Consider the following 19523-nt stretch of genomic DNA (forward strand, 5'->3'; position numbering starts at 1 on the left):
GGACGAATATACTATCTTTTAACATAACCTTAAGAGCAGTACATGTAACATAATGTTATTTTGCACGTCATTTAAAAAACTTCAAAAATCAAATTGATGAACAAGAGAATTTTTGCTGCAATTTTTGCAGTTATTTTAATGGCTAGTTGTAGCTCTACCAAAAACTCAACTAACGATTTAGCAATTAATTTACCAATTGAAACCGCTATAGATTTATCTAGTATTCAAGATGATAAAGCTCCTGTTACTATAAACCCAGGTAGGTTTACAGTTGAAACGGTAACTTATAGATTGCCTAAGGTTGTTCAAGGGACCTATTCTGTTAGTAACTTTGGTAAATATGTTGATGATTTTAAGGCCTATAATTATAAAGGTGAAGAAATGCAGATTTCTAAACTTGATGATAATTCATGGTCAATTCCTGAAGCTAAGGAATTAGATAAAATAACCTATTTAGTTAATGATACTTATGATGTAGAGTCAGAAGGAGGAATTGGTAAAGATGTTCCTTTTTCACCATCAGGAACAAATATTGAACCTGAAAATTATGTATTAAACTTACATGGGTTCATTGGTTATTTTGATTCTTTAAAAAATAACCAGTACAAATTGAGTGTGACCGCACCTGCAGATTTTGTTAGAACCTCTGCATTACAAACGGTTGACTCTAAAACTAGTGAAGATGGTAAAAATATAACTACAAGTTATGCTGCACCAAGGTATTTTGACATTACAGACAACCCAATGATGTATGGAAATTTGGATGTTGAAGAGTTTCAGGTAGGTGATATCAAAATTGTTTTGAGTGTATACTCGCCAAATAAAATGCATTCAGCAAAGTCTTTAAAAGAGACTATCCTTAAAATGATGCAAGCTCAAAAGACTTATATGGGTGATATTAATTCAACACCACGTTATGATATTTATGTGTATTTGTCAGAAGGAAAAGAGGAATCTCCAAAAGGTTTTGGAGCATTAGAACATCACACGTCTACGGTGGTAGTAATGCCTGAAGACATTCCAGCCGAAGCTTTAGAGGAAAGTATGATAGATGTAGTGTCTCATGAGTTTTTTCATATAGTTACGCCGTTGAGTGTACACTCTGAAGATGTACATTATTTTGATTATAACAACCCAACATTTTCAAAACATTTATGGATGTACGAGGGTGTAACCGAGTATTTCGCAACATTATTTCAGGTAGATCAAGGTTTGGTTGATGAAGCTGCATTCTACAATAAAATTATGAGTAAAATCCAACAAGCTTCTCAATTGGATGACGCAATGAGTTTTACCATCATGAGTGAGAATGTTTTAAAAGCACCATACAAAGATCAATACTTAAACGTATATCAGAAAGGGGCATTAATTGGCATGTGCGTTGATATTTTAATGCGTGAAGAGAGTAAAGGAAATAGAGGGATTTTATCCTTAATGAAGGAACTTTCAAATAAATACGGAAAAAACAAACCGTTTGAAGATGATAGGTTAATTGAAGAGATTGTGGCTATGACTTATCCATCTTTAGACGAATTTTTTAATACACATGTAATTGGAGATTTACCAATTAATTACAATGACTTTTTTGAAAAAGTAGGACTTGAAATAGGAGAGGGAAAAGTTGAAGCTAACTTTATTTTATTAAACGGTGTACCAATTGTTAGTGGTGATGGACAAAAAGGAACCATTTTCTTTACTGATGCAGCATTACAAAACAGTTTTTGGAAAGAACAAGGTGTGCAAGCCAATGATGTTATAAAATCTATTGATGGAACAGCGTTAACACTTCAAAATGCTAATCAGGTGTTGCAAGAAGTGTTTATGTGGAAACCAGGAAAAGACATTAAGGTTGTATTAGATAGAAACGGAGAAGAAATAGTTATTAAAACTACAACTACGCAGCCTTATACAACTGGAAAATCGCTTATGGAAAAGGCAAATGCAACGGATGCTCAAAAGGCATTAAGAAAGGCTTGGTTAAAAGGATAAAAACGATTTGCAATTTTAGATTTACGATTGACGAACTATATGTTTGTCAATCGTTTTTTTTAATGGCTACTTTTTGGGTGTGTTATTTTGTAGATTGCTTTTTACGTCAAGCTGAATTTATTTCAGCATCTCATAAAAGAGATTTAACAATTACTCATTAATCAAAGCAAAGAGTGAATAAGTTTTAAAATGTTAGAATTGTTCTATTACCTTTAAAATAGTTATGAATGGAGTAATTATTAATCCGATGAAGAAGATATATTTTCCATGCTTTCTGTCATTTTCAGCATAGGAATATACTTTTTTACCATTTGGTAAAGTCTTTTTAGATGTCCAAAGAAAATATCCAATTATCAATCCTAAAAAACCACCTAAGAACGAAAATAGATAGCCGGCTAAAATCCAAGGTTTTTGATTTTCATCGGGTTTAGCTAATTGATTTAATCGTTCGCTCTTTAAAGAGTTCAACAAGTCATCATCAATTGATTTTCCTCTTTGTTTCAGAATTCTTTGCGCAAGAGTGTAATCAAACTTATTCCATTCATCAGATTTTAATAAAATCTCGTACAGTTCTTCATCAGTAAATTCAAATAAATAGTAATCCTTGTCAATTTGATTAATTAAATCTTCAGTATTCTTTTCGAGAATTTGGTTCGCTGTTTCAAAATTTATCTGTTTTATCTGAATTTCTACTTGGTTTTGAAGTGTGTTACCAGAAAATGTAATATCAACAGGCGGTGTATTATCCGCAAGTTTAGATTCAATACCATTTTTACTCAGTAGATCTTTTAGTTCTAAAGCCTGCTCTAATGAGGAGAACTTTCTAAATATTGAATAGTCTTCATTCATGAACCTCTTAGTATTTTGCAGATTTCCCTTTGGATAAAGAGTTTTTTATAAACTCCCTTAAATCATTATTTGCAGAAATCAAATCATCATGTCTTAAATACATCATATGCCCGCTTCTATAACCTTTAAAAGTAAAACGGTCTTTCATTTTTCCGCTTGGGTCAATCTGCCACATGGTATATTTAGCTCCAAAATATGTGGTTGCACCATCATAGTATCCGGACTGAACAAGTACTCTTAAATAAGGGTTTTGTGCCATGGCTTGCCTTAATCCCTCTCGGGTATTATCATTTTGTCTATCCCAAGGGTGTACATCTCCAAATACACTGTATTTAACATCAGTTTTAAAGTTTAAATGTTCTCTAATGTAAAAGTTTATGGCTGGGGTAAAAGAATGCATCCAAGATGTTAATTCGGCATTGTAATCGGGGCTATTTCCCGATTCACGTTTATCAATGCCCAAATATCTCGAATCTAACCTGCCAATGGTTTGTCCCGTTTTATCGCGTAATAATTCTTTCCAGAAAAATGATGTTGGAACATCTAAGTTATGTTGTAAAATTACTTTTTCACTTAACCCTGAAAAGTAGGCCATTTTTTTAGCTGTTTCACGTTTTTCTATGTCAGAAATAAAACCGCCTTTGGCTAAGGCTGGCATTAAACTTTCAATAGCAAAAGTCTCAGCTTCCGGTAATATATCTAATAAGTCTTGTTGCTGTAGCTCATTAGGTAAAGCTTTTTGATACCACGCTGCGGCAGTGTAATAAGGAAGATTAATAGACGAATAAACTGGTTGAGAGGTGTTGTACAATTTATAATCTGCTGGTGAAACAAGAATAACACCATTTAAATACATCCATTGGTTATTCTGTAGTTCATTGGCTAGCCCCATAACACGGGTTCCTCCGTAGCTTTCACCTATAATGTATTTAGGTGATTCCCATCGGTTTTTTCTAGTAACAAAGGTATTGATCCATTCAGCCAAATATTTAATGTCAGCATTAATACCGAAAAATGTTTTTCTGTCAGGTAATTTACCTTCTTTATCAGGTATCATTCTTGAATAAGCGGTGTTTACAGGGTTTACGTAAACAATATCGGCAACATCTAAAATTGAGTTTGGGTTGTCTTTAACACCATAAGGTTGAATTGGGTACCCTTCATCATCTATTTTTAAAACTTTAGGCCCGGTATATGCAATGTGCATCCAAACGGAAGCAGAACCTGGCCCACCATTAAATGATATTATTAATGGTCTTTCAGCTCTATTTTTAACATTACTGCGTTCATAATAGGTATAATATAAAGTTGCTATGGCATCTCCTTTTTTATTCCATACTGGTTGTGTTCCTGTAGTAGCTGTATATAACAAACTAGTGCCTTTTATAGAAGAACTATGTGAAGTAACAACCATGGTGTCAGTTGGAATGACTCTAGATTGAGTTATAGCACAAATTGATGACATTAAAACTAAAAAGCTAAAAAACTGTTTCATAAATAAATATTTTTAGTGGACTTTAAATATACTGAAATCAAATGTTAAAACTCTTCATAAACACCTAAGCTAAAAAGCGCAAAATCATATTTAACAGGATCTTGTTTGTCTAGTTTACGCAATGCTGTATCAAGTTCTAAAAGAGCTTTGGAATCATTTTGTTTTCGTTTAAGTAACCCTAATTTTCTTGCAACATTTCCAGAATGCACGTCTAACGGACATGACAATTGGCTAGGAGAGAGGTTTTTCCAAACACCAAAATCAACACCTGCATTGTCTTGTCTTACCATCCAACGCAGGTACATATTAATACGTTTTGCAGCTGAATTTTTTAAAGGATCACTCACATGTTTTTGAGTTCGTGTTAAATGTTCTTTTTCAAAAAAGACTTCTTTAAATTTTGAAATAGCTGTCTGCAAAGAATCTTTTTTAGCATGTTTTACAAATAATGATTCTAGCCCTGAGTGATTGATATATATATTCTTTAATGACTTAATAAACTGTATGCAATCATCACCATTAAATGTTCTATGAACAAAAAACATAAGTTTTTCTAATTCTGATTCGGTATGATTTAAGACAAATTCGTAGGGTGAATTATCCATTAGATGCATTAATCGATTAGCATTTTTAATAATACTTTTTCTATTTCCCCATGCAATAGTAGCAGTTAAAAAACCTGCTATTTCAATATCCTCTTTTTTTGAAAACTGATGAGGTATTTGAATGGGGTCACTTTCAATAAATTTTGGGTTGTTATATTGAACAACTTTTTCGTCCAGAAATTCTTTAAGTTCAGTTTTATTCAAATTAGTTTTTATTGTAAAAGTAAATATTCTTTTCCGGAAGATAGAATTAGTAAATCTCAAAATAAAAAATGTACCATATCATGAATTTTAAAATAATAAATTAGAAAATGAAGAAGTTATTTTTTGGATTGTTGTTACTCGTTTTGGTGTTCATGGCTTTTAGAGCTGGAGAATTAAGTACAGGAAAAGGTTTACTCCCAAATCAAAAAATGTTGCATGTTGGAATTATTGTAGAAGATATTAATTCATCTTTAAATAGATGGGTGAAGCTCTTAGGATTAGAAACAGTGCCAGAGGTTCATGTAGCTGAGGGACATCACACAAACCCAACCCATTATAAAGGGAAACCATCTGATGCCAAAGCAAAATTAGTATTTATTAAATTAGATAATATTCAAATTGAATTAATAGAGCCAATAGGAGAAACTCCGAGTCATTGGAAAAACTTTTTAGATCAAAATGGAGAAGGTGTTCATCATTTTGCCTTTGAGGTAGAAGGTATGGGAGAGCATTATTTTGAAAGTTTTAATGAAAGTGGAATGCCAATATTACAACACGGTGGCTGGAATGGAGGAGAATATGGATATATGGATAGTGTAGATTCTCTTGCTGTCACTATTGAATTGATAGAAGACTATAATCGGAAAAAATAGTTTAAAAAGTATCAATCAACAATCTTACCGTCAACCATGGTAAGTTTTCTGTCAGCCATATTTGCTAATTCTTCATTATGCGTAACAATAACAAAGGTTTGACCGAATTCATCGCGTAATTTAAAAAAGAGATTGTGTAGGTTTTCAGCAGATTCACTATCTAAATTTCCAGAAGGTTCATCAGCAAAAATTAAATCTGGGTTATTTATCAAAGCTCTAGCAACAGCTACACGTTGTTGTTCTCCTCCTGAAAGTTCACTTGGCTTGTGGTCATAGCGGTGTGATAGACCTAAAAAGTCTAATAGTTCTTTAGCTTTCTTTTCAGCATTCGCTTTAGAAATTCCTTTGATAAACGCAGGCAGGCATACATTTTCTACAGCTGTAAATTCTGGTAATAATTGATGAAATTGAAATATAAAACCAATATGCTGATTTCTAAATTTTGCCAAATCTTTATCTGAAAGTGTTGATAAATTGGTACTATTGATGTTCAATTCAAATGGTTCCTGTTTTGAAGCATTATCAAGAGTTCCTAAAATTTGTAAAAGGGTTGTTTTTCCAGCTCCAGATGGTCCAACAATAGAAACCACTTCTCCTTTTTCAACTTTGATATCTACGCCTTTTAAAACGTGTAAATCGTCGTAGTATTTATGAATGTTTTTGGCTTGAATCATTTTGGGTAATTAAAACATTGAAAATACTACATTACTATTTAATCAGCAAAATTAAATGGTTTGCTTTTTGAAAGTTTCAGATTGAAATTGATTCTAAGTTTTTTTACCTATTTTTATTTGATAATTAAAGTGCCTTATGCCTTATAAAAAACTAGAAGAGTACAATATTCAGGTTACTGATGACGTAAAAGAACGTTACAAAAATATAATTGAAGATTTAGGAGAAAACACCGAACGTGATGGATTGGTTAAAACTCCAGAACGGGCTGCTAAGGCCATGCAATTTCTAACCCAAGGTTATCATCAAGATCCGGTTGAAATTCTTGAAAGTGCCATGTTTAAAGAGTCTTACAACGAAATGGTAATTGTAAAAGATATTGAGTTGTATTCACTTTGTGAGCATCATATTTTACCTTTTTTTGGTAAAGTACATATAGCCTATATACCTGATGGACAAATTGTTGGATTGAGTAAATTACCAAGAATAGTTGATGTTTTTGCTAGACGATTACAAGTTCAGGAACGATTAACAGAACAAATTTTAGATTGTATAAATGATACTCTAAAACCGCAAGGTGTAGCGGTGGTTATAGAAGCATCTCATATGTGTATGATGATGAGGGGCGTACAAAAACAAAATTCAATCACAACAACTTCTGGGTTTAGAGGGCAATTTGAAAAGATTGAAACCAGAAATGAATTTTTAAAGTTGATTGGGAAGTAGCAAACACAATAATTTTGGTATGTTATTTGTTATCAGTTTATTAAATATTATTCAATGAACAAATACAAAAAATTAACTTTAAGTATCATTTTGGATGCTTTAGGGTTTGTTTCCATTATTTTTCCACCTTTTGATATTGTTTGGGCACCGGCCTCAGCTTTAATTATGACTAAACTTTATAAAGGCAAAGAAGGAAAAGTAGCCGCAGTTGTTTCCTTTGTAGAAGAAGCATTACCATTTTTAGATATTATTCCAACTTTTACATTAATGTGGTTATACTCTTATGTATTTAAGCGGAATGAAGAAACTATTATAGAAGTATAAAAAAATCCCTTTCAGTTTTGAAAGGGATTTTTTAATTATAAACTATACGTAATTCCAAAACTAATATTTCGTCCTATATTAAAAATACCATCCGGTTTTAAGCGTGACAGATGATGAATATAGGTTTTGTTAGTTAGGTTGGTTCCAGAAATTGAAACATTCAATTCTTTATTGAAAAGATTAAATGAACCTCCAAAACCTGCACTTAGTAAATTATAGCTATCTGTTGAAGTTTCAAAAGCACTAACATTATCTTGCCTGAATGTGGATTTTAACTTAACAAAAGCATATCCTTTTTTCAACGAGCCAGTTTCAAACTCTGCTCTAATAATATTGGTTATACTGTTTGCAGGAATTAGGGGTAAATAGTTATTGTCATCTTGTTTTCCTGTAACCGTTTCAAAACTAGATTCAAAGTGTAACCAATCTAATGGATGCGGATGTAAATGGAACCCAAACTCTCCACCATATAATTTGGCATTGTCTTGCACATAGATAAAAACAGGAGCGCTATCTATTTCATCTCCGTTTGGAGATAAGAAAATGTAGTCATTTATTCGATTATAAAAGCCGTTTGCAAAAAGTTCAACATGCTCTGTTTTATACTCCAAAGCTATATCGGTTTGAAAGTTTTTTTCACTGGTAAGGTTTTCGTTTCCAATTTCATAACGATTGGTTCCATGATGGACACCATTTGAAGTTAATTCGGCCAAATTAGGTGCTCTAAAGCCAGTTGCTAAATTTATTCTTGCAATAAAATTTTCGAACAGATCTGTTTTCAGCCCAATGGCACCGTTAAAGCTATTGAAGTTTTTTTCTAGTCCAGATGTTACTTCGATATTTCTGTTGTCATATCTGGCTCCCAATTGAATATCGGCATTATCAAAATGAATATGTGAAGTAGCGAAAAAACCAATATCATTCATGTTCGCATCAGGAATTAATTCTTCTTCTCCATAATTCGTATTGCTTTGTGTTAAACCTTGAATACCAACAATTGTCTCAAACTTTCCTAATTCTGGAAGATGATATTTTACATCATAATTAAGTGTTTTTAATTTCATGTGAAGCGCTGCTTCTTCAACTTCCTCTTCGTGCTCGTCATCATGTTCATCATGTTCATCATGCTCTTCCTCCTCGTGTTCTTCATCTTCTTCATGTTCTTCGTCATGATGATGTTCCTCAAATTCCTTTCTATCATTATAAGTCAAACCAAAGTTTACATCAAGTTTAGAATTATCAAAGAAGAAAGTAGATTTAGAACTCATTACATGGTTGGTGATTTCTTGAAAAGGCTCTAAAGGCGTCACTAAAGTAGATTGCTCACCAATGTCTTCTGGTATTCCAATTTTAGCATGATTAACATTATAACGGAACTCCGTTTTAAAGTGAGTTACCTGATAGCCTAACCCCGCTTTAAAATCTTTTTCTAAAAACCGGGTATTGGTAACCCGATAATCATCAGTTTTATAGTCAGCATGTTCGGCTACACTTCCTCTAAACAAAAATTTAAAATTATCGGTTGAATGTTTAAGGCCTATATTAGAATTATACCCTTTGGTATTGCTAAAATAATTGGCTGAAGCATCTGCATTTGTGGTGTTTGATTGAGCAAATTTTTCAGGATTAAAATATAGTACACCACCTAAAGCATCACTACCATAAAGCAGGGAAGCAGGCCCCTTAATAACCTCTATGCTTTCAATACCAGAGCTGCTAAGCCCTAAACCATGCTCAGCGCCATATTGCTGGTTTTCTAATCGAACTCCTTGTGTGTAAACTAAAACTCGGTTGGCACTTAAACCTCTTATAACAGGTTTTCCAATACCTAATCCAGTAGAAATAGATTCAACACCAGAAAAATTGGAAATACCATTTGATAGATTTATAGCACCTTCTGCATTCAAGTCGTTTACCTTTTTTTGTTCTACTTTCATCACGTTTTCACTTTGTAATTTGTGAAACGGTGTAGAGATTATTATACCCTCCATTTCTATGGCAGAAGGGCTCATTTCAATATTTAACTGTTCTTTTAAAGGTAGGTTAACATTAAGTGAAATGGTTTCATAGCCTAAATAGGAGATTACAATTTTATGGTTTCCGTTAGGTAAGTCATTAATGATGAAATCGCCATTATTATTAGATGTGGTTCCTTTTTCTAATTGTGGGAAATAAATATTGGCTGAAGGAATTGATTGCTGATTTGTTTTATCAACTACATTTCCCTTCAATGTATTTTGTGAAAATATTGGAAGTACTACCAAAAGTAGTAGTACGTTAATTATAAACTTCATTTTTGTGAATTTGAATTAATTTAAATAGAATGTTTCGGTAAAACCGAGTGAAAACTAAGATAAATTAATAGCTGGAGGACCGCGAAGTGAAAAATGTAAACGTTGATATTTACTAAGAAATATATATTGCGACTCTATTTCTGGATGGTATTCTTTTTCAATAAGAACGTCGAAATAAAATGATACAAAAGTTGCATTTTGATGTACGTTGAACTCTTGAAAATCACAATCTAAATCTATTTGATGGAAATGTATAGAATTTTCTCCAACACATACTTTATGTTCGTGGTGAGCAAATACATGGGCAAATTTAATGGCTGTAGGAGTAAATAATGCAGCTACAAGTAGAAGCATAATGGCTTTAAAGGCTATGTTTTCTTTAAGTTTACTCACCTAGAAATCTTTTAAATCCCAATCTACGAAGCATTTTTTTTTCAAAATTCCAAAAGAATTTATGTTGACCAAATATCCAACCAAAGATAACAAGTAATATTTGATAGAAAACGAAACCAATAAAAATATACAAAGTCCAATATGCAAATCCAGATAAATTGTCTTTTGTAATTCCAAGTAATTTAATAATTGGTTTTCCTACATACACAGAAGAGGAACCTGTAATTGCAAAAACTAGAAAAATAGAAATAAGTTCCCATCTGTAAGTTACATCCCATCTATCTTTTAGTTTATCAAAGATTTTCAAAGTAATCAGTAATAAAATATAGAAAATGATGACGCTCAACAAAAATATAAAGCCAATGTGATAATCTTTTAAGAAAACTAATGACAATTTATAGGAAGAATATCCTAACCCGACAATTCCCATTAAAAGGAATATCAATTGCCAGTTTTTATTGACCTCCCATCGTTCTTTTAATTTATTCACAGCGTATTCTTTTGCTGCAAAAATAAATAAAGCAATTAAATTCTCGGAACAAAAGGTCCTAATCTTTGATTGTATTTCATTTGAAAGTAGATGAAGTAGTTGTAAAGCTTATAATTTACTTCATATCCATAATCTATTTTAGTATCATAATCAATCTGAAGTTCGTATAGATTTGGGTTGAATCGTTGAGGTTGTATTACCCTTTGATTCCACTCAATAACATAGATTCTATTTCTGGTTTCCATGTACTGTTGAGAATAGAAACCTTCAGGTCTGGCCATTGAAACTAACCAAGTAGCATAACCAGGATCTATAATTATGATTTCGTACTCTAACTCTTCATTTGCAATTTTTACGGTATCACTCACCTTGAGGTTTTCAGCGCGTTCATCTGTATTTGTAACGGTCTGTTTGGTAGAATTGCAATTAAAAGCAAAAACACAAATGACTAAAACTAATATATAACTTAAATGTTTCATGATAAATAAGGTTTCAATTTATACTTCAAATGTATATATGAAATACACTTAATAAAACTACCAATGAGTTAACTGTTCTTTTTAATGAGTAAACGTTACTATTATGTAATTAAATTTACAAAAATCATTACGTAAAGCCTTGTTTAACAATGATTTTAACAAAAAAATGCCAAACTTTAAGTTTGGCATTTTTTTATTTTAATCGGTAAATATATTATTTTCCACCAAAAAGACCTCCAAGCAAACCACCTAGTCCGCCTTTCTTTTTATTGCCTCCTAAAACCATACCTGCAACATCATCAATCACACTACCATCGCCATCAGCATCCAGAATAGATTCTAAAAAACTTTGTTCTTGTTGAGGAGAATTACCACTAAGAAGACCTCCTAACAGACTCTCTATTCCTCCTTGATTTGACACCTTTTGCTGTCTTGATTGCTTCCCTAAAACGCCCATTAAAATTGGCGCAGCTACTTTTAAAATTTGTGCAACAGAGCCAGCATCCATACCTGCTTTAGCTCCTAGTGCACTTGTAACATTTTGTTGTTTGTTTCCTAAAACATGTCCCAGAATTTTACCTCCATCGTCAAGGACATCATTATCTACACCACCACCAAATAAGCCTCCAAGGTTATCTAAGATGCTTCCGTCATGCTTATTGTTTAAAGCATTTAATAAACCATCAGCACCTTGAGGAGTAGAAGCATTTCGTTTCATTGCTTGCATTAATACTGGTAAAGCCATAGTTAATACATCCTGAGTTTTGTTTTGAGGTTGTTTGGTTTGACCAGCAACTCCGCTAATAATACTTTTTCCAAGGTCACTGTTTAATAAATCTAAAATTCCAGACATGATATTATTTGTTTAATTTAAATTGATAAAAAAAAAGGATTTTGAATGTACAAAAAAAGTCCCAACTTATACAGTTAGGACTCAATTATATCGTTTAGGTCACAATTTTTTTATTACCCTAATATATCAATAATTTGTGACGCTAATTCTGTACCAATTCTATCTTGTGCTTCGTTAGTAGCAGCACCAGTATGCGGAGTTAATGATAGTGCAGGATTCATTAATAACTGAACTTCTGGTTTAGGCTCTTTTTCAAAAACATCTAATGCAGCTCTTGCTACCTTTCCACTCTCAATTGCTTTAACTAGGGCTACTTCATTAACAACACCACCACGAGCAGCATTGGCTAAAATAACACCATCTTTCATCATGTTAAACTCAGCTTCGTCAATAACGTAGTCTTTTTGAGCAGGTACATGAAGTGTTAAGAAATCTGCCTGTTTTAAAACTTCTTCCTTAGAAATAGTTTCAATATCAAAGTTTACTTTTTGTCCATCAAAGAAATCTAATTCAAGATTAGCTTTATCTAAAAAAGGATCAAAAGCAACTACTTTCATACCAGCACCTAAAGCCACTTTAGCAGTAGCTTGACCAATACGACCAAAACCTAAAACACCTAAAGTTTTTCCTTTAAGCTCAGTTCCTTTAGCGTAAGCTTTCTTTAAACCTTTAAAGTTACTATCACCTTCTAAAGGCATTTCTCTGTTTGCATTGTGTAAGAAACGTGCTAAACCATATAAATGACCAAACACTAATTCTGCCACAGAATGCGATGAAGCTGCAGGCGTGTTAATAACGTGTCTTCCTTGTTCTCTGGCATATTCTACATCAATGTTATCCATACCTACACCACCACGACCAATGATTTTTAAGTTAGGACAAGCATCAATTAAATCTTTTCTAACTGTAGTTGCACTTCTAACTAATAATACGCTAATGTCATTTTCATTAATGTAATTTACTAGTTGCTCTTGGGCAACTGTTGTAGTACTTACTTCGTATCCTCCTTTTTCAAGGGCATCAATACCGCTTTGTGAAATACCGTCGTTTGCTAATACTTTCATTTTATAGTTTTTTACTTCCGCGAAAGCGAAAATATTTTATTATTTATAATTATGCTTTAGTTTCTAATTCACTCATTACTTCAACAAGCGCTTTAACACTGTCTAGAGGTAAAGCATTGTACATAGATGCTCTATACCCACCAACACTTCTATGACCGTTTACTGCACTAATACCTGCTTCTTTAAGCATAGCTTCAAACGTTTCTTTTAAATTTTCATTTTGAAGTGTAAAAGTAGCATTCATATCAGAACGATCTTCTTTTGAAGCAAATCCTTTAAATAAAGGATTTAAATCGATTTCAGAATACATTAAGCGTGCTTTCTTTTCGTTTTCCTTTTCAATAGCTGCTATACCACCTTGTTCTTTTAACCATTCTAAGGTTAACATAGATGTGTAAACTGCAAATACTGGAGGTGTATTGAACATACTTCCTGCTCCGATATGTTTTTTGTAATCCATTATTGAAGGAATGTTTCTAGATACTTTTCCTAGAATATCTTCTTTTATCACTACTAACGTAGTTCCAGCTGGCCCCATATTTTTTTGAGCTCCTGCATAAATAAGATCGAATTGAGAATAATCTATTACTCGAGAAAAGATATCACTACTCATATCACAAACCATTGGAACCGGAGAGTTAGGAAACTCTTTCAATTGCGTTCCAAAAATAGTATTGTTAGAGGTGCAATGGAAATAATCGTAGTCTTCAGGAATATCATATCCTTTTGGGATATAATTGAAATTAGCATTAGCAGAAGAAGCCACTTCATAAATATCATCTAATTTTTCAGCCTCTTTAATTGCTTTAGTACTCCAAGATCCTGTATTTAAATAACCCGCTCTTTTTTCTAAAAGATTCATGGCAATCATTAAAAATTGAGAGCTAGCTCCCCCTTGTAAAAATAAGGCTTTGTATCCTTTTCCTTCTAAACCAAGTAGCTCCAAAACCAGAGCTCTTGCTTTTTCCATAATATCAACAAAATCTTTACTTCTATGAGATATTTCAAGTAAGGATAACCCGCTATCATTATAATCAACTATTGCCGTAGAAGCTTTTAATAAAACTTCCTGCGGTAAAATACTAGGTCCTGCACTAAAGTTATGTTTTTTCATTTTGTGTGGTAAAATTTAAGATGCAAAGTTGCTAATTAATTGCATATTTTATATTAAAAATTCAATAATTTTTTCATCAAATTGATAACAAAAATTCAACAGAATCGACACTATCCGCATAATCCCAAAGTTGAGGTTTCTGAGTGCCGCCAAATGCTATTTCATTTTCAATAAATCCTTTTGAAACTATACATTGAATTTGATCGTTTTCAGTCTTAATTTTTTCTTTAAGTTGATCTAGGTTGTTATATTGTTCATAAAACACGGTAGCAATAGGTGAGGCGTAGCTTTGATCTTCTTTTATCATAAGAAAACCATTTTCTAGCATATCAAATTCACTCATTAAATACACTGCTTTATTATAATCGTAATTATTAGCATATTTTGCTCCTTCTATTATAGGGTGCCATTTGTAAATAGCTTTGAAAAAGCCTTCAAAATTATAATTTTTTGGAACGAATAGCTTAGAAACATTTCTGCAACCTAAACCGTAATATCTGAAGATGTCTTCTGAAAGAGATTCTAATTCTTCTTCAGTTTCATTTCCGGTTAATACAGCAACCGAATTCCTGTTATTCCTAATAATAGAAGGCTTGCCTTTAAAATAGTATTCAAAATAGCGCGCTGTATTATTACTACCAGTTGCAATTACAGCATCAAAACCTTCAATTTTTTCTTCAGTAAAAGTAATACGTCCTTTTAGGGAAGGCTCTACATATTCTAAATATTTTGCTAAATATGGTAGAAGTTGTTTATCGTTTGATGATTGCTTCACCAGAACATCATGCCCTGAAATTAAAACAGAAAGAAAATCATGAAATCCAACTAAAGGAATGTTTCCCGCCATAATAATGGCAACTTGTTTTGGGCTGACATTATCAAAATTATATGCCGATATCCACTTGTTTAAACTTTCTTTTGTTAAGGCATCAGACCAACTTTTTAAAGCAAACTTTATATTCTCTTGAGAGAACCATCCGTTGTGTTCTTGGGCTAATTTAAGCTGATGTTTAAAACCATCGAAGAATATATCATTATATTCAATATTATCGTCTTTAGTGATAACATCGTTAGAAAATTGACTTATAAATTCTCCTAATTTTACAAAAGCATTAATTCTTTTTTGTAATTGCATGCTTAATTTGGTTATGAATGGTTTTGGCATTAGTTTTGCGTCTGCAAATTTAAGCAAACAAAAAAGAAAAAAGGGTATGGCAATTATAATAACAGACGAATGTATAAATTGTGGGGCTTGTGAACCAGAGTGTCCTAACACTGCAATTTATGAAGGTGCCGATGATTGGCGCTATAAAGACGGTACTAGTTTAGATGGTGCAGTTGTTTTAACTAACGGAACTGAAGTTGATGCTGATGAGGCACAAGAGCCTATTAGTGATGAATTATACTATATAGTTCCAGATAAATGTACTGAGTGTAAAGGTTTTCATGATGAGCCACAATGTGCTGCTGTTTGTCCAGTAGATTGTTGTGTGCCAGATGAAGACAATGAAGAAACGGAGGAAGAGTTGTTAGCTAAGCAACGCTTTATGCATCCTGAAGATTAGTTGATAATCGACAGCAAAATTATATGAAAATCCCAAGTGAAAGCTTGGGATTTTTTTGTTAATATGAATACAGTTAAAATTGAATGAGCATAAGGTAATTTAGAAATTCAAACCCTGAGATATAGTCTGTAAGTTTAAATTTTAAATCAATCCTGAGGTCAATAATATTTTAACTATGATCTATTTTGATTCGAATTAACCAAATAGAAATTAGATTAAATTATGAAACAATATAGATTTATTAAAAATAGTACTCAGACAGTTTTAAGGTTTTACATATTTCTAGGTGTTATAGCTCCTTCTTTTGCTCAAGAGTCTGGTTTTACAGACAATATTCTCATAGAGATTGATCCGGAAACCGTATTAAATGAAATTAGTGATGATTTTATTGGGTTTGGGTATGAAACCTCGGCAGTAGCTAATAAAGGTCTGTTTAATATTGAAAACAAACACCTGGTTCAGTTATATAAAACATTGAGTAAAAGCGGTCTTGTGCGCATAGGAGGTATTATTGGAGATTGGACGAAATATGAAGCTGAAGGAATACCTGTTGGGAAATCTCAAAAGGAATACACCATAATTAATAAAGATGTGTTAAACGACCTTGGGGCCTTTTTAAAGGAAACGGGCTGGAAAGTTATGTGGACTATTAATTTGGGAACAGGCTCTAAAGAGGAAGCTGTTGAATCTGCTTTAGCTGTAATTGAAGCGATGGGAGAACAATTGCATTCTTTTGAAATTGGAAACGAAGTAAGTCTTCTTGAGCGGTTTAAAGATTATGAAGATTACCACAAAACTTATGTTGAATATAAAACAGCCATACGGGAAGTATTGCCTAATGCCAAATTTTCTGGAGCCGATATTGCTTTTAGTGGAAATATCCAATGGAATATCAATTTTGTTGAAGATGAATCTCAAGACATGAGTGAGGTCATTAATCATTATTATAGAGGAGGGTCTGGGTGGTCTGGAGCTACAATTGAAACTTTGCTAAGTCACTATCCTAAATGGAATAAAAAACTATCAATTTTAAAGCGATTAAATGAAAAACATGGTGTTCCTTTTCGCATGAATGAAGTTGGGTCATTTTCTGGAGGAGGAAAAGCAGGAGTAAGTGATAGTTTTGCGGCTAGTCTTTGGTGTTTAAATCTTATGTTTCAAGTAGCTTCTTCTGGAGGAGTTGGTGTAAACATTCAAACAGATGTAAATCAATTAGGTTTTCAAAGCCATTATTCTGCTATTTATCGTAATGAAGATAATACCTTATCTGAAAGACCTTCATATTATGGAATGTTGGCATTTTCTCTTGCAGGTAAGGGTGAACTATTAAAGCTGTCCACTAGTGTTCATGAATTAAATTTAACTGCTTATGCTACAAAAAATGATGAAGAAGAAATTTGGTTAACAATTATAAATAAAGATTTTGTAACTAATGCAAATATCAAAATTCCTTTGCCTCCTGGATATAATAAGGCTGAAGTATTTAGGCTTGAAGCACCTTCTATTGAAAGTTTAGATAATGTTACATTGGCGGGTGCTAAAGTTGATGAAGATGGTGCATGGGAGACAGATGTTATTGAAAAACTTAATATTTATAATAAAACTACTGATTGCAATATCCGATCAGGCAGTGCGGCCCTTATAAGATTAAGAAAACAGGTTTTTAATTAAGTTTATTTGGCTATCTCTTTTTGACAGTAATTAGCACACTACTTCTTGATTAACATTTTGGAAGCTTTGATTCCGTCAATTTTAAAGTTAAGAATATAAGTTCCACTAGTTAAACCTGCTGTTTCAATACGAATAGTTTCTTTAGGTATTACAATTCCTTTAGCTATGGTTTTAATTTTAACACCATTCAAAGAATATATCTCTAAAAGCATTTCTTTTTTGGAGCTAAAATTGAATTGTACATTCACCAAATTGTTCGCTGGATTTGGAAATAATTTAATTCTATTGGAAAGCGTATCAGCATTATGAGTATTTAAGGTTGATGTAAACATTTCTAATTCCTTCATTACAACTGGAGCGGATTTTCCATGTTTAACCCAGAGGTCATAGAGAATTTGTCCTTTATTATCTGTTACGTTTTTGTCTCTTAGGAATTCTATGTACTCTTTAGAAACTGTTTGATAGAGTAGTTTTACATTGATACGATGAGTTTCTAAAGGTATGTTATATAGGGTTGTGTCTGAGTAAGCTCCATCAGGATAGGAGTATCCAACTGGGGCGGCCTGAATTGATTCAAAATTTGCGTTAGTAAATCCTCGAGGTGGAATTCGATTATCTTTCACAATGGTATTGTTTAATGCAAAATGAAATGACACTCCAGATGAATAATATCCCGGCGCATTTGTATTGGCCAAATCAGCTACCTCTTGGCTCATACCTAATTTTGCTTCGTATATTTTCGTTCCATTTTTATTTAGCACTCCTGTTTCCGCATTATAGGCACCAGATTCGTAAATTATATTATTTTCAATATCAATCGCTTGTACATTAATCCATATTCTACGTCCTTCTGGATAACCAGAAGGGAGTTTATGCCCTGTTTCATTTACAACCTCTACTTGTACTTGGTAGCCATTGGCCTCTTTTGTACTATTGACGTTTAGTGTTGCAGCATTTTGGAGCATATATTTAGCTCTTACTATCCCCGCGTTAATAGCAACAGTATCTACTTCGGTTTCATGCAAATCTTTTATGAGTAAAGGAATAAATGTGTTGCCACCGGTTAAATCATGCAAAGCCAAATCGTTTCTAATAGGAGAGGAGTTTTTTTCACTTCCTTTACCCGTAACATCTTGCATATGACAGTCAATACAGCTTGAAACATTCTCTTTATTTCCACCAAATACATTAGAAGGGACTCCTTCTGGGGTATTGTAGGCACTCATTTTCCATTCGCTATATGTTCGTTCAGCAGGAAACATATCATGTTTATTAAAGGAGGGGGCTTCTTCACCAATAGTGTTTGGCAGATAAGCGCCTTCTGAAGTCTTTGAAAAGACCGGGTTGCTTACATCATGACAAGTGGCACAAAATTCAGATTTAGTGTGAAAGGAAGAATATAGGGTGGGATGATTAGCATTGACATCATCATAGGGACCTCTTCGTAAATTATCATTTGAATCAACTACATACATGCCATTTCCATGTTGTAATGGTACATGATCCATGGTGTTAATGTAATTCAAATCTTCAGCACTAGTACTTAGTGGATCTACAAGTTTATGACAGAAATGACATTGAATACCCTCTCGATCTGCTGCTGTAAGAGCAGAACCATCAGTGGGAACAGATCTGCCTTCAAGCCAACCTTTTGGTGTATGACATCGTATACACAAATCACCAGAAAATGCAGCGTCTTGATTTGCAATGGAGAGAGAGGCCTCAAAAAGGGGGTCCCGCATACTATGAGCCATCATGCTTCCATCATAATTAAACGATGGTTCAACATCAGAGTCGTAATCTCCATGGCATTTGTCGCATTGGGATGGGGAGTAAAATGTTCCAGACTCATGAGGCTGTGAACCTGGCATAAAGAAATCGTCCAAAGTAGTTGAAACATAATAATTACTTACTATTCTAACCATCCCACTCATTAATAGGAATATTAGTATGAGTAAAAGACCTAGCTTTAATTCTATTCGTTTCATAATGTGGTATATAATGCTCCCAAATATTAAACCCATAAGTTATATTTTGAATAAATAACAAACAATGATTTAAATCATCTATTGAAAATATATTT

Annotated in this window: 19 protein-coding genes; 6 read left to right on the forward strand and 13 right to left on the reverse strand. The window is 32.9% G+C overall.

Going from position 1 to position 19523, the window contains the following annotated elements; genetic code table 11:
- Window positions 1-96: 96 nt before the first annotated feature.
- Window positions 97-1989: a M61 family metallopeptidase gene (locus FUA22_RS05875; RefSeq protein ID WP_147766969.1), complete on the forward strand. Its 1893-nt coding sequence runs from the start codon at window positions 97-99 to the stop codon at window positions 1987-1989.
- 192 nt (window positions 1990-2181) lie between these two features.
- On the opposite strand, the gene FUA22_RS05880 is transcribed toward FUA22_RS05875, so the two are convergent.
- The 3 genes from FUA22_RS05880 to FUA22_RS05890 are packed head-to-tail and all read right to left on the reverse strand — an operon-like array spanning window position 2182 to window position 5142.
- On the reverse strand, window positions 2182-2838 hold the full coding sequence (locus FUA22_RS05880; RefSeq protein ID WP_147766970.1) for a hypothetical protein: 657 nt from the start codon (window positions 2836-2838) through the stop codon (window positions 2182-2184).
- A 7-nt stretch (window positions 2839-2845) separates the two neighbouring features.
- Window positions 2846-4333: a S10 family peptidase gene (locus FUA22_RS05885; RefSeq protein WP_147766971.1), complete on the reverse strand. Its 1488-nt coding sequence runs from the start codon at window positions 4331-4333 to the stop codon at window positions 2846-2848.
- A 44-nt stretch (window positions 4334-4377) separates the two neighbouring features.
- Window positions 4378-5142 (reverse strand): TIGR02757 family protein, encoded by a 765-nt coding sequence (locus FUA22_RS05890; RefSeq protein ID WP_147766972.1) that lies wholly within the window; start codon window positions 5140-5142, stop codon window positions 4378-4380.
- 107 nt (window positions 5143-5249) lie between these two features.
- Between FUA22_RS05890 and FUA22_RS05895 the strand changes: the two genes are divergently transcribed.
- Complete coding sequence (locus FUA22_RS05895) at window positions 5250-5795, forward strand: VOC family protein (protein WP_147766973.1); 546 nt, start codon at window positions 5250-5252, stop codon at window positions 5793-5795.
- 11 nt (window positions 5796-5806) lie between these two features.
- Here FUA22_RS05895 and FUA22_RS05900 read toward each other — a convergent pair whose 3' ends face one another.
- Window positions 5807-6469: an ABC transporter ATP-binding protein gene (locus FUA22_RS05900; RefSeq protein ID WP_147766974.1), complete on the reverse strand. Its 663-nt coding sequence runs from the start codon at window positions 6467-6469 to the stop codon at window positions 5807-5809.
- Between the two features lie 136 nt (window positions 6470-6605).
- On the opposite strand from FUA22_RS05900, the gene folE reads away from it, so the two are divergent.
- Together folE and FUA22_RS05910 are read left to right on the forward strand one after the other, a co-directional pair.
- Window positions 6606-7193 (forward strand): GTP cyclohydrolase I FolE, encoded by a 588-nt coding sequence (gene folE, locus FUA22_RS05905; RefSeq protein WP_147766975.1) that lies wholly within the window; start codon window positions 6606-6608, stop codon window positions 7191-7193.
- 54 nt (window positions 7194-7247) lie between these two features.
- Window positions 7248-7517, forward strand: a complete 270-nt coding sequence (locus tag FUA22_RS05910) for a hypothetical protein (RefSeq protein WP_147766976.1) — start codon at window positions 7248-7250, stop codon at window positions 7515-7517.
- Window positions 7518-7552: 35 nt separating this feature from the next.
- Here the strand turns inward: FUA22_RS05910 and FUA22_RS05915 are convergent, their stop codons facing one another.
- From FUA22_RS05915 to FUA22_RS05950, 8 genes are all read right to left on the reverse strand, one after another.
- A complete protein-coding gene (locus tag FUA22_RS05915; protein WP_147766977.1) occupies window positions 7553-9811 on the reverse strand; it encodes a TonB-dependent receptor in 2259 nt (752 codons plus the stop codon).
- Window positions 9812-9865: 54 nt separating this feature from the next.
- Entirely contained in the window at window positions 9866-10204 is a 339-nt protein-coding gene (locus tag FUA22_RS05920; protein ID WP_147766978.1) for a hypothetical protein, read from the reverse strand.
- Window positions 10197-10694, reverse strand: coding sequence for a DUF6787 family protein (locus tag FUA22_RS05925; RefSeq protein WP_147766979.1), 498 nt, complete (start codon window positions 10692-10694; stop codon window positions 10197-10199). The genes FUA22_RS05920 and FUA22_RS05925 overlap by 8 nt, the downstream gene beginning before the upstream one ends.
- A gap of 35 nt (window positions 10695-10729) precedes the next feature.
- On the reverse strand, window positions 10730-11173 hold the full coding sequence (locus FUA22_RS05930; protein WP_147766980.1) for a DUF6146 family protein: 444 nt from the start codon (window positions 11171-11173) through the stop codon (window positions 10730-10732).
- 214 nt (window positions 11174-11387) lie between these two features.
- Complete coding sequence (locus FUA22_RS05935) at window positions 11388-12026, reverse strand: DUF937 domain-containing protein (RefSeq protein WP_147766981.1); 639 nt, start codon at window positions 12024-12026, stop codon at window positions 11388-11390.
- A 113-nt stretch (window positions 12027-12139) separates the two neighbouring features.
- A complete protein-coding gene (locus FUA22_RS05940; protein ID WP_147766982.1) occupies window positions 12140-13090 on the reverse strand; it encodes a D-2-hydroxyacid dehydrogenase in 951 nt (316 codons plus the stop codon).
- 49 nt (window positions 13091-13139) lie between these two features.
- Entirely contained in the window at window positions 13140-14204 is a 1065-nt protein-coding gene (gene serC / locus FUA22_RS05945) for a 3-phosphoserine/phosphohydroxythreonine transaminase (protein ID WP_147766983.1), read from the reverse strand.
- A gap of 76 nt (window positions 14205-14280) precedes the next feature.
- Window positions 14281-15339 (reverse strand): acyl-CoA reductase, encoded by a 1059-nt coding sequence (locus tag FUA22_RS05950; protein ID WP_147766984.1) that lies wholly within the window; start codon window positions 15337-15339, stop codon window positions 14281-14283.
- A gap of 76 nt (window positions 15340-15415) precedes the next feature.
- Here FUA22_RS05950 and FUA22_RS05955 point away from each other — a divergent pair, with 76 nt between their 5' ends.
- Window positions 15416-15769 carry a 4Fe-4S dicluster domain-containing protein gene (locus FUA22_RS05955; RefSeq protein WP_147766985.1) on the forward strand — a complete coding sequence of 118 codons (354 nt, stop codon included), beginning with the start codon at window positions 15416-15418 and terminating at the stop codon, window positions 15767-15769.
- 222 nt (window positions 15770-15991) lie between these two features.
- A complete protein-coding gene (locus FUA22_RS05960; protein WP_147766986.1) occupies window positions 15992-17440 on the forward strand; it encodes a hypothetical protein in 1449 nt (482 codons plus the stop codon).
- 38 nt (window positions 17441-17478) lie between these two features.
- Here the strand turns inward: FUA22_RS05960 and FUA22_RS05965 are convergent, their stop codons facing one another.
- Complete coding sequence (locus tag FUA22_RS05965) at window positions 17479-19428, reverse strand: T9SS type A sorting domain-containing protein (RefSeq protein WP_170309850.1); 1950 nt, start codon at window positions 19426-19428, stop codon at window positions 17479-17481.
- Window positions 19429-19523: the final 95 nt, after the last annotated feature.

The organism is Seonamhaeicola maritimus, assembly GCF_008056315.1.
GTDB lineage: Bacteria > Bacteroidota > Bacteroidia > Flavobacteriales > Flavobacteriaceae > Seonamhaeicola > Seonamhaeicola maritimus.

Coding starts and splice junctions, on each gene's coding strand:
- FUA22_RS05940 (WP_147766982.1), bottom strand. CDS start 13,090: ATGAAAGTATTAGCAAACGACGGTATTTCACAAAGCGGTATTGATGCC.
- FUA22_RS05895 (WP_147766973.1), top strand. CDS start 5,250: ATGAAGAAGTTATTTTTTGGATTGTTGTTACTCGTTTTGGTGTTCATG.
- FUA22_RS05930 (WP_147766980.1), bottom strand. CDS start 11,173: ATGAAACATTTAAGTTATATATTAGTTTTAGTCATTTGTGTTTTTGCT.
- FUA22_RS05965 (WP_170309850.1), bottom strand. CDS start 19,428: ATGAAACGAATAGAATTAAAGCTAGGTCTTTTACTCATACTAATATTC.
- FUA22_RS05935 (WP_147766981.1), bottom strand. CDS start 12,026: ATGTCTGGAATTTTAGATTTATTAAACAGTGACCTTGGAAAAAGTATT.
- FUA22_RS05960 (WP_147766986.1), top strand. CDS start 15,992: ATGAAACAATATAGATTTATTAAAAATAGTACTCAGACAGTTTTAAGG.
- FUA22_RS05910 (WP_147766976.1), top strand. CDS start 7,248: ATGAACAAATACAAAAAATTAACTTTAAGTATCATTTTGGATGCTTTA.
- FUA22_RS05950 (WP_147766984.1), bottom strand. CDS start 15,339: ATGCAATTACAAAAAAGAATTAATGCTTTTGTAAAATTAGGAGAATTT.
- FUA22_RS05900 (WP_147766974.1), bottom strand. CDS start 6,469: ATGATTCAAGCCAAAAACATTCATAAATACTACGACGATTTACACGTT.
- folE (WP_147766975.1), top strand. CDS start 6,606: ATGCCTTATAAAAAACTAGAAGAGTACAATATTCAGGTTACTGATGAC.
- FUA22_RS05915 (WP_147766977.1), bottom strand. CDS start 9,811: ATGAAGTTTATAATTAACGTACTACTACTTTTGGTAGTACTTCCAATA.
- FUA22_RS05875 (WP_147766969.1), top strand. CDS start 97: ATGAACAAGAGAATTTTTGCTGCAATTTTTGCAGTTATTTTAATGGCT.
- serC (WP_147766983.1), bottom strand. CDS start 14,204: ATGAAAAAACATAACTTTAGTGCAGGACCTAGTATTTTACCGCAGGAA.
- FUA22_RS05880 (WP_147766970.1), bottom strand. CDS start 2,838: ATGAATGAAGACTATTCAATATTTAGAAAGTTCTCCTCATTAGAGCAG.
- FUA22_RS05955 (WP_147766985.1), top strand. CDS start 15,416: ATGGCAATTATAATAACAGACGAATGTATAAATTGTGGGGCTTGTGAA.
- FUA22_RS05885 (WP_147766971.1), bottom strand. CDS start 4,333: ATGAAACAGTTTTTTAGCTTTTTAGTTTTAATGTCATCAATTTGTGCT.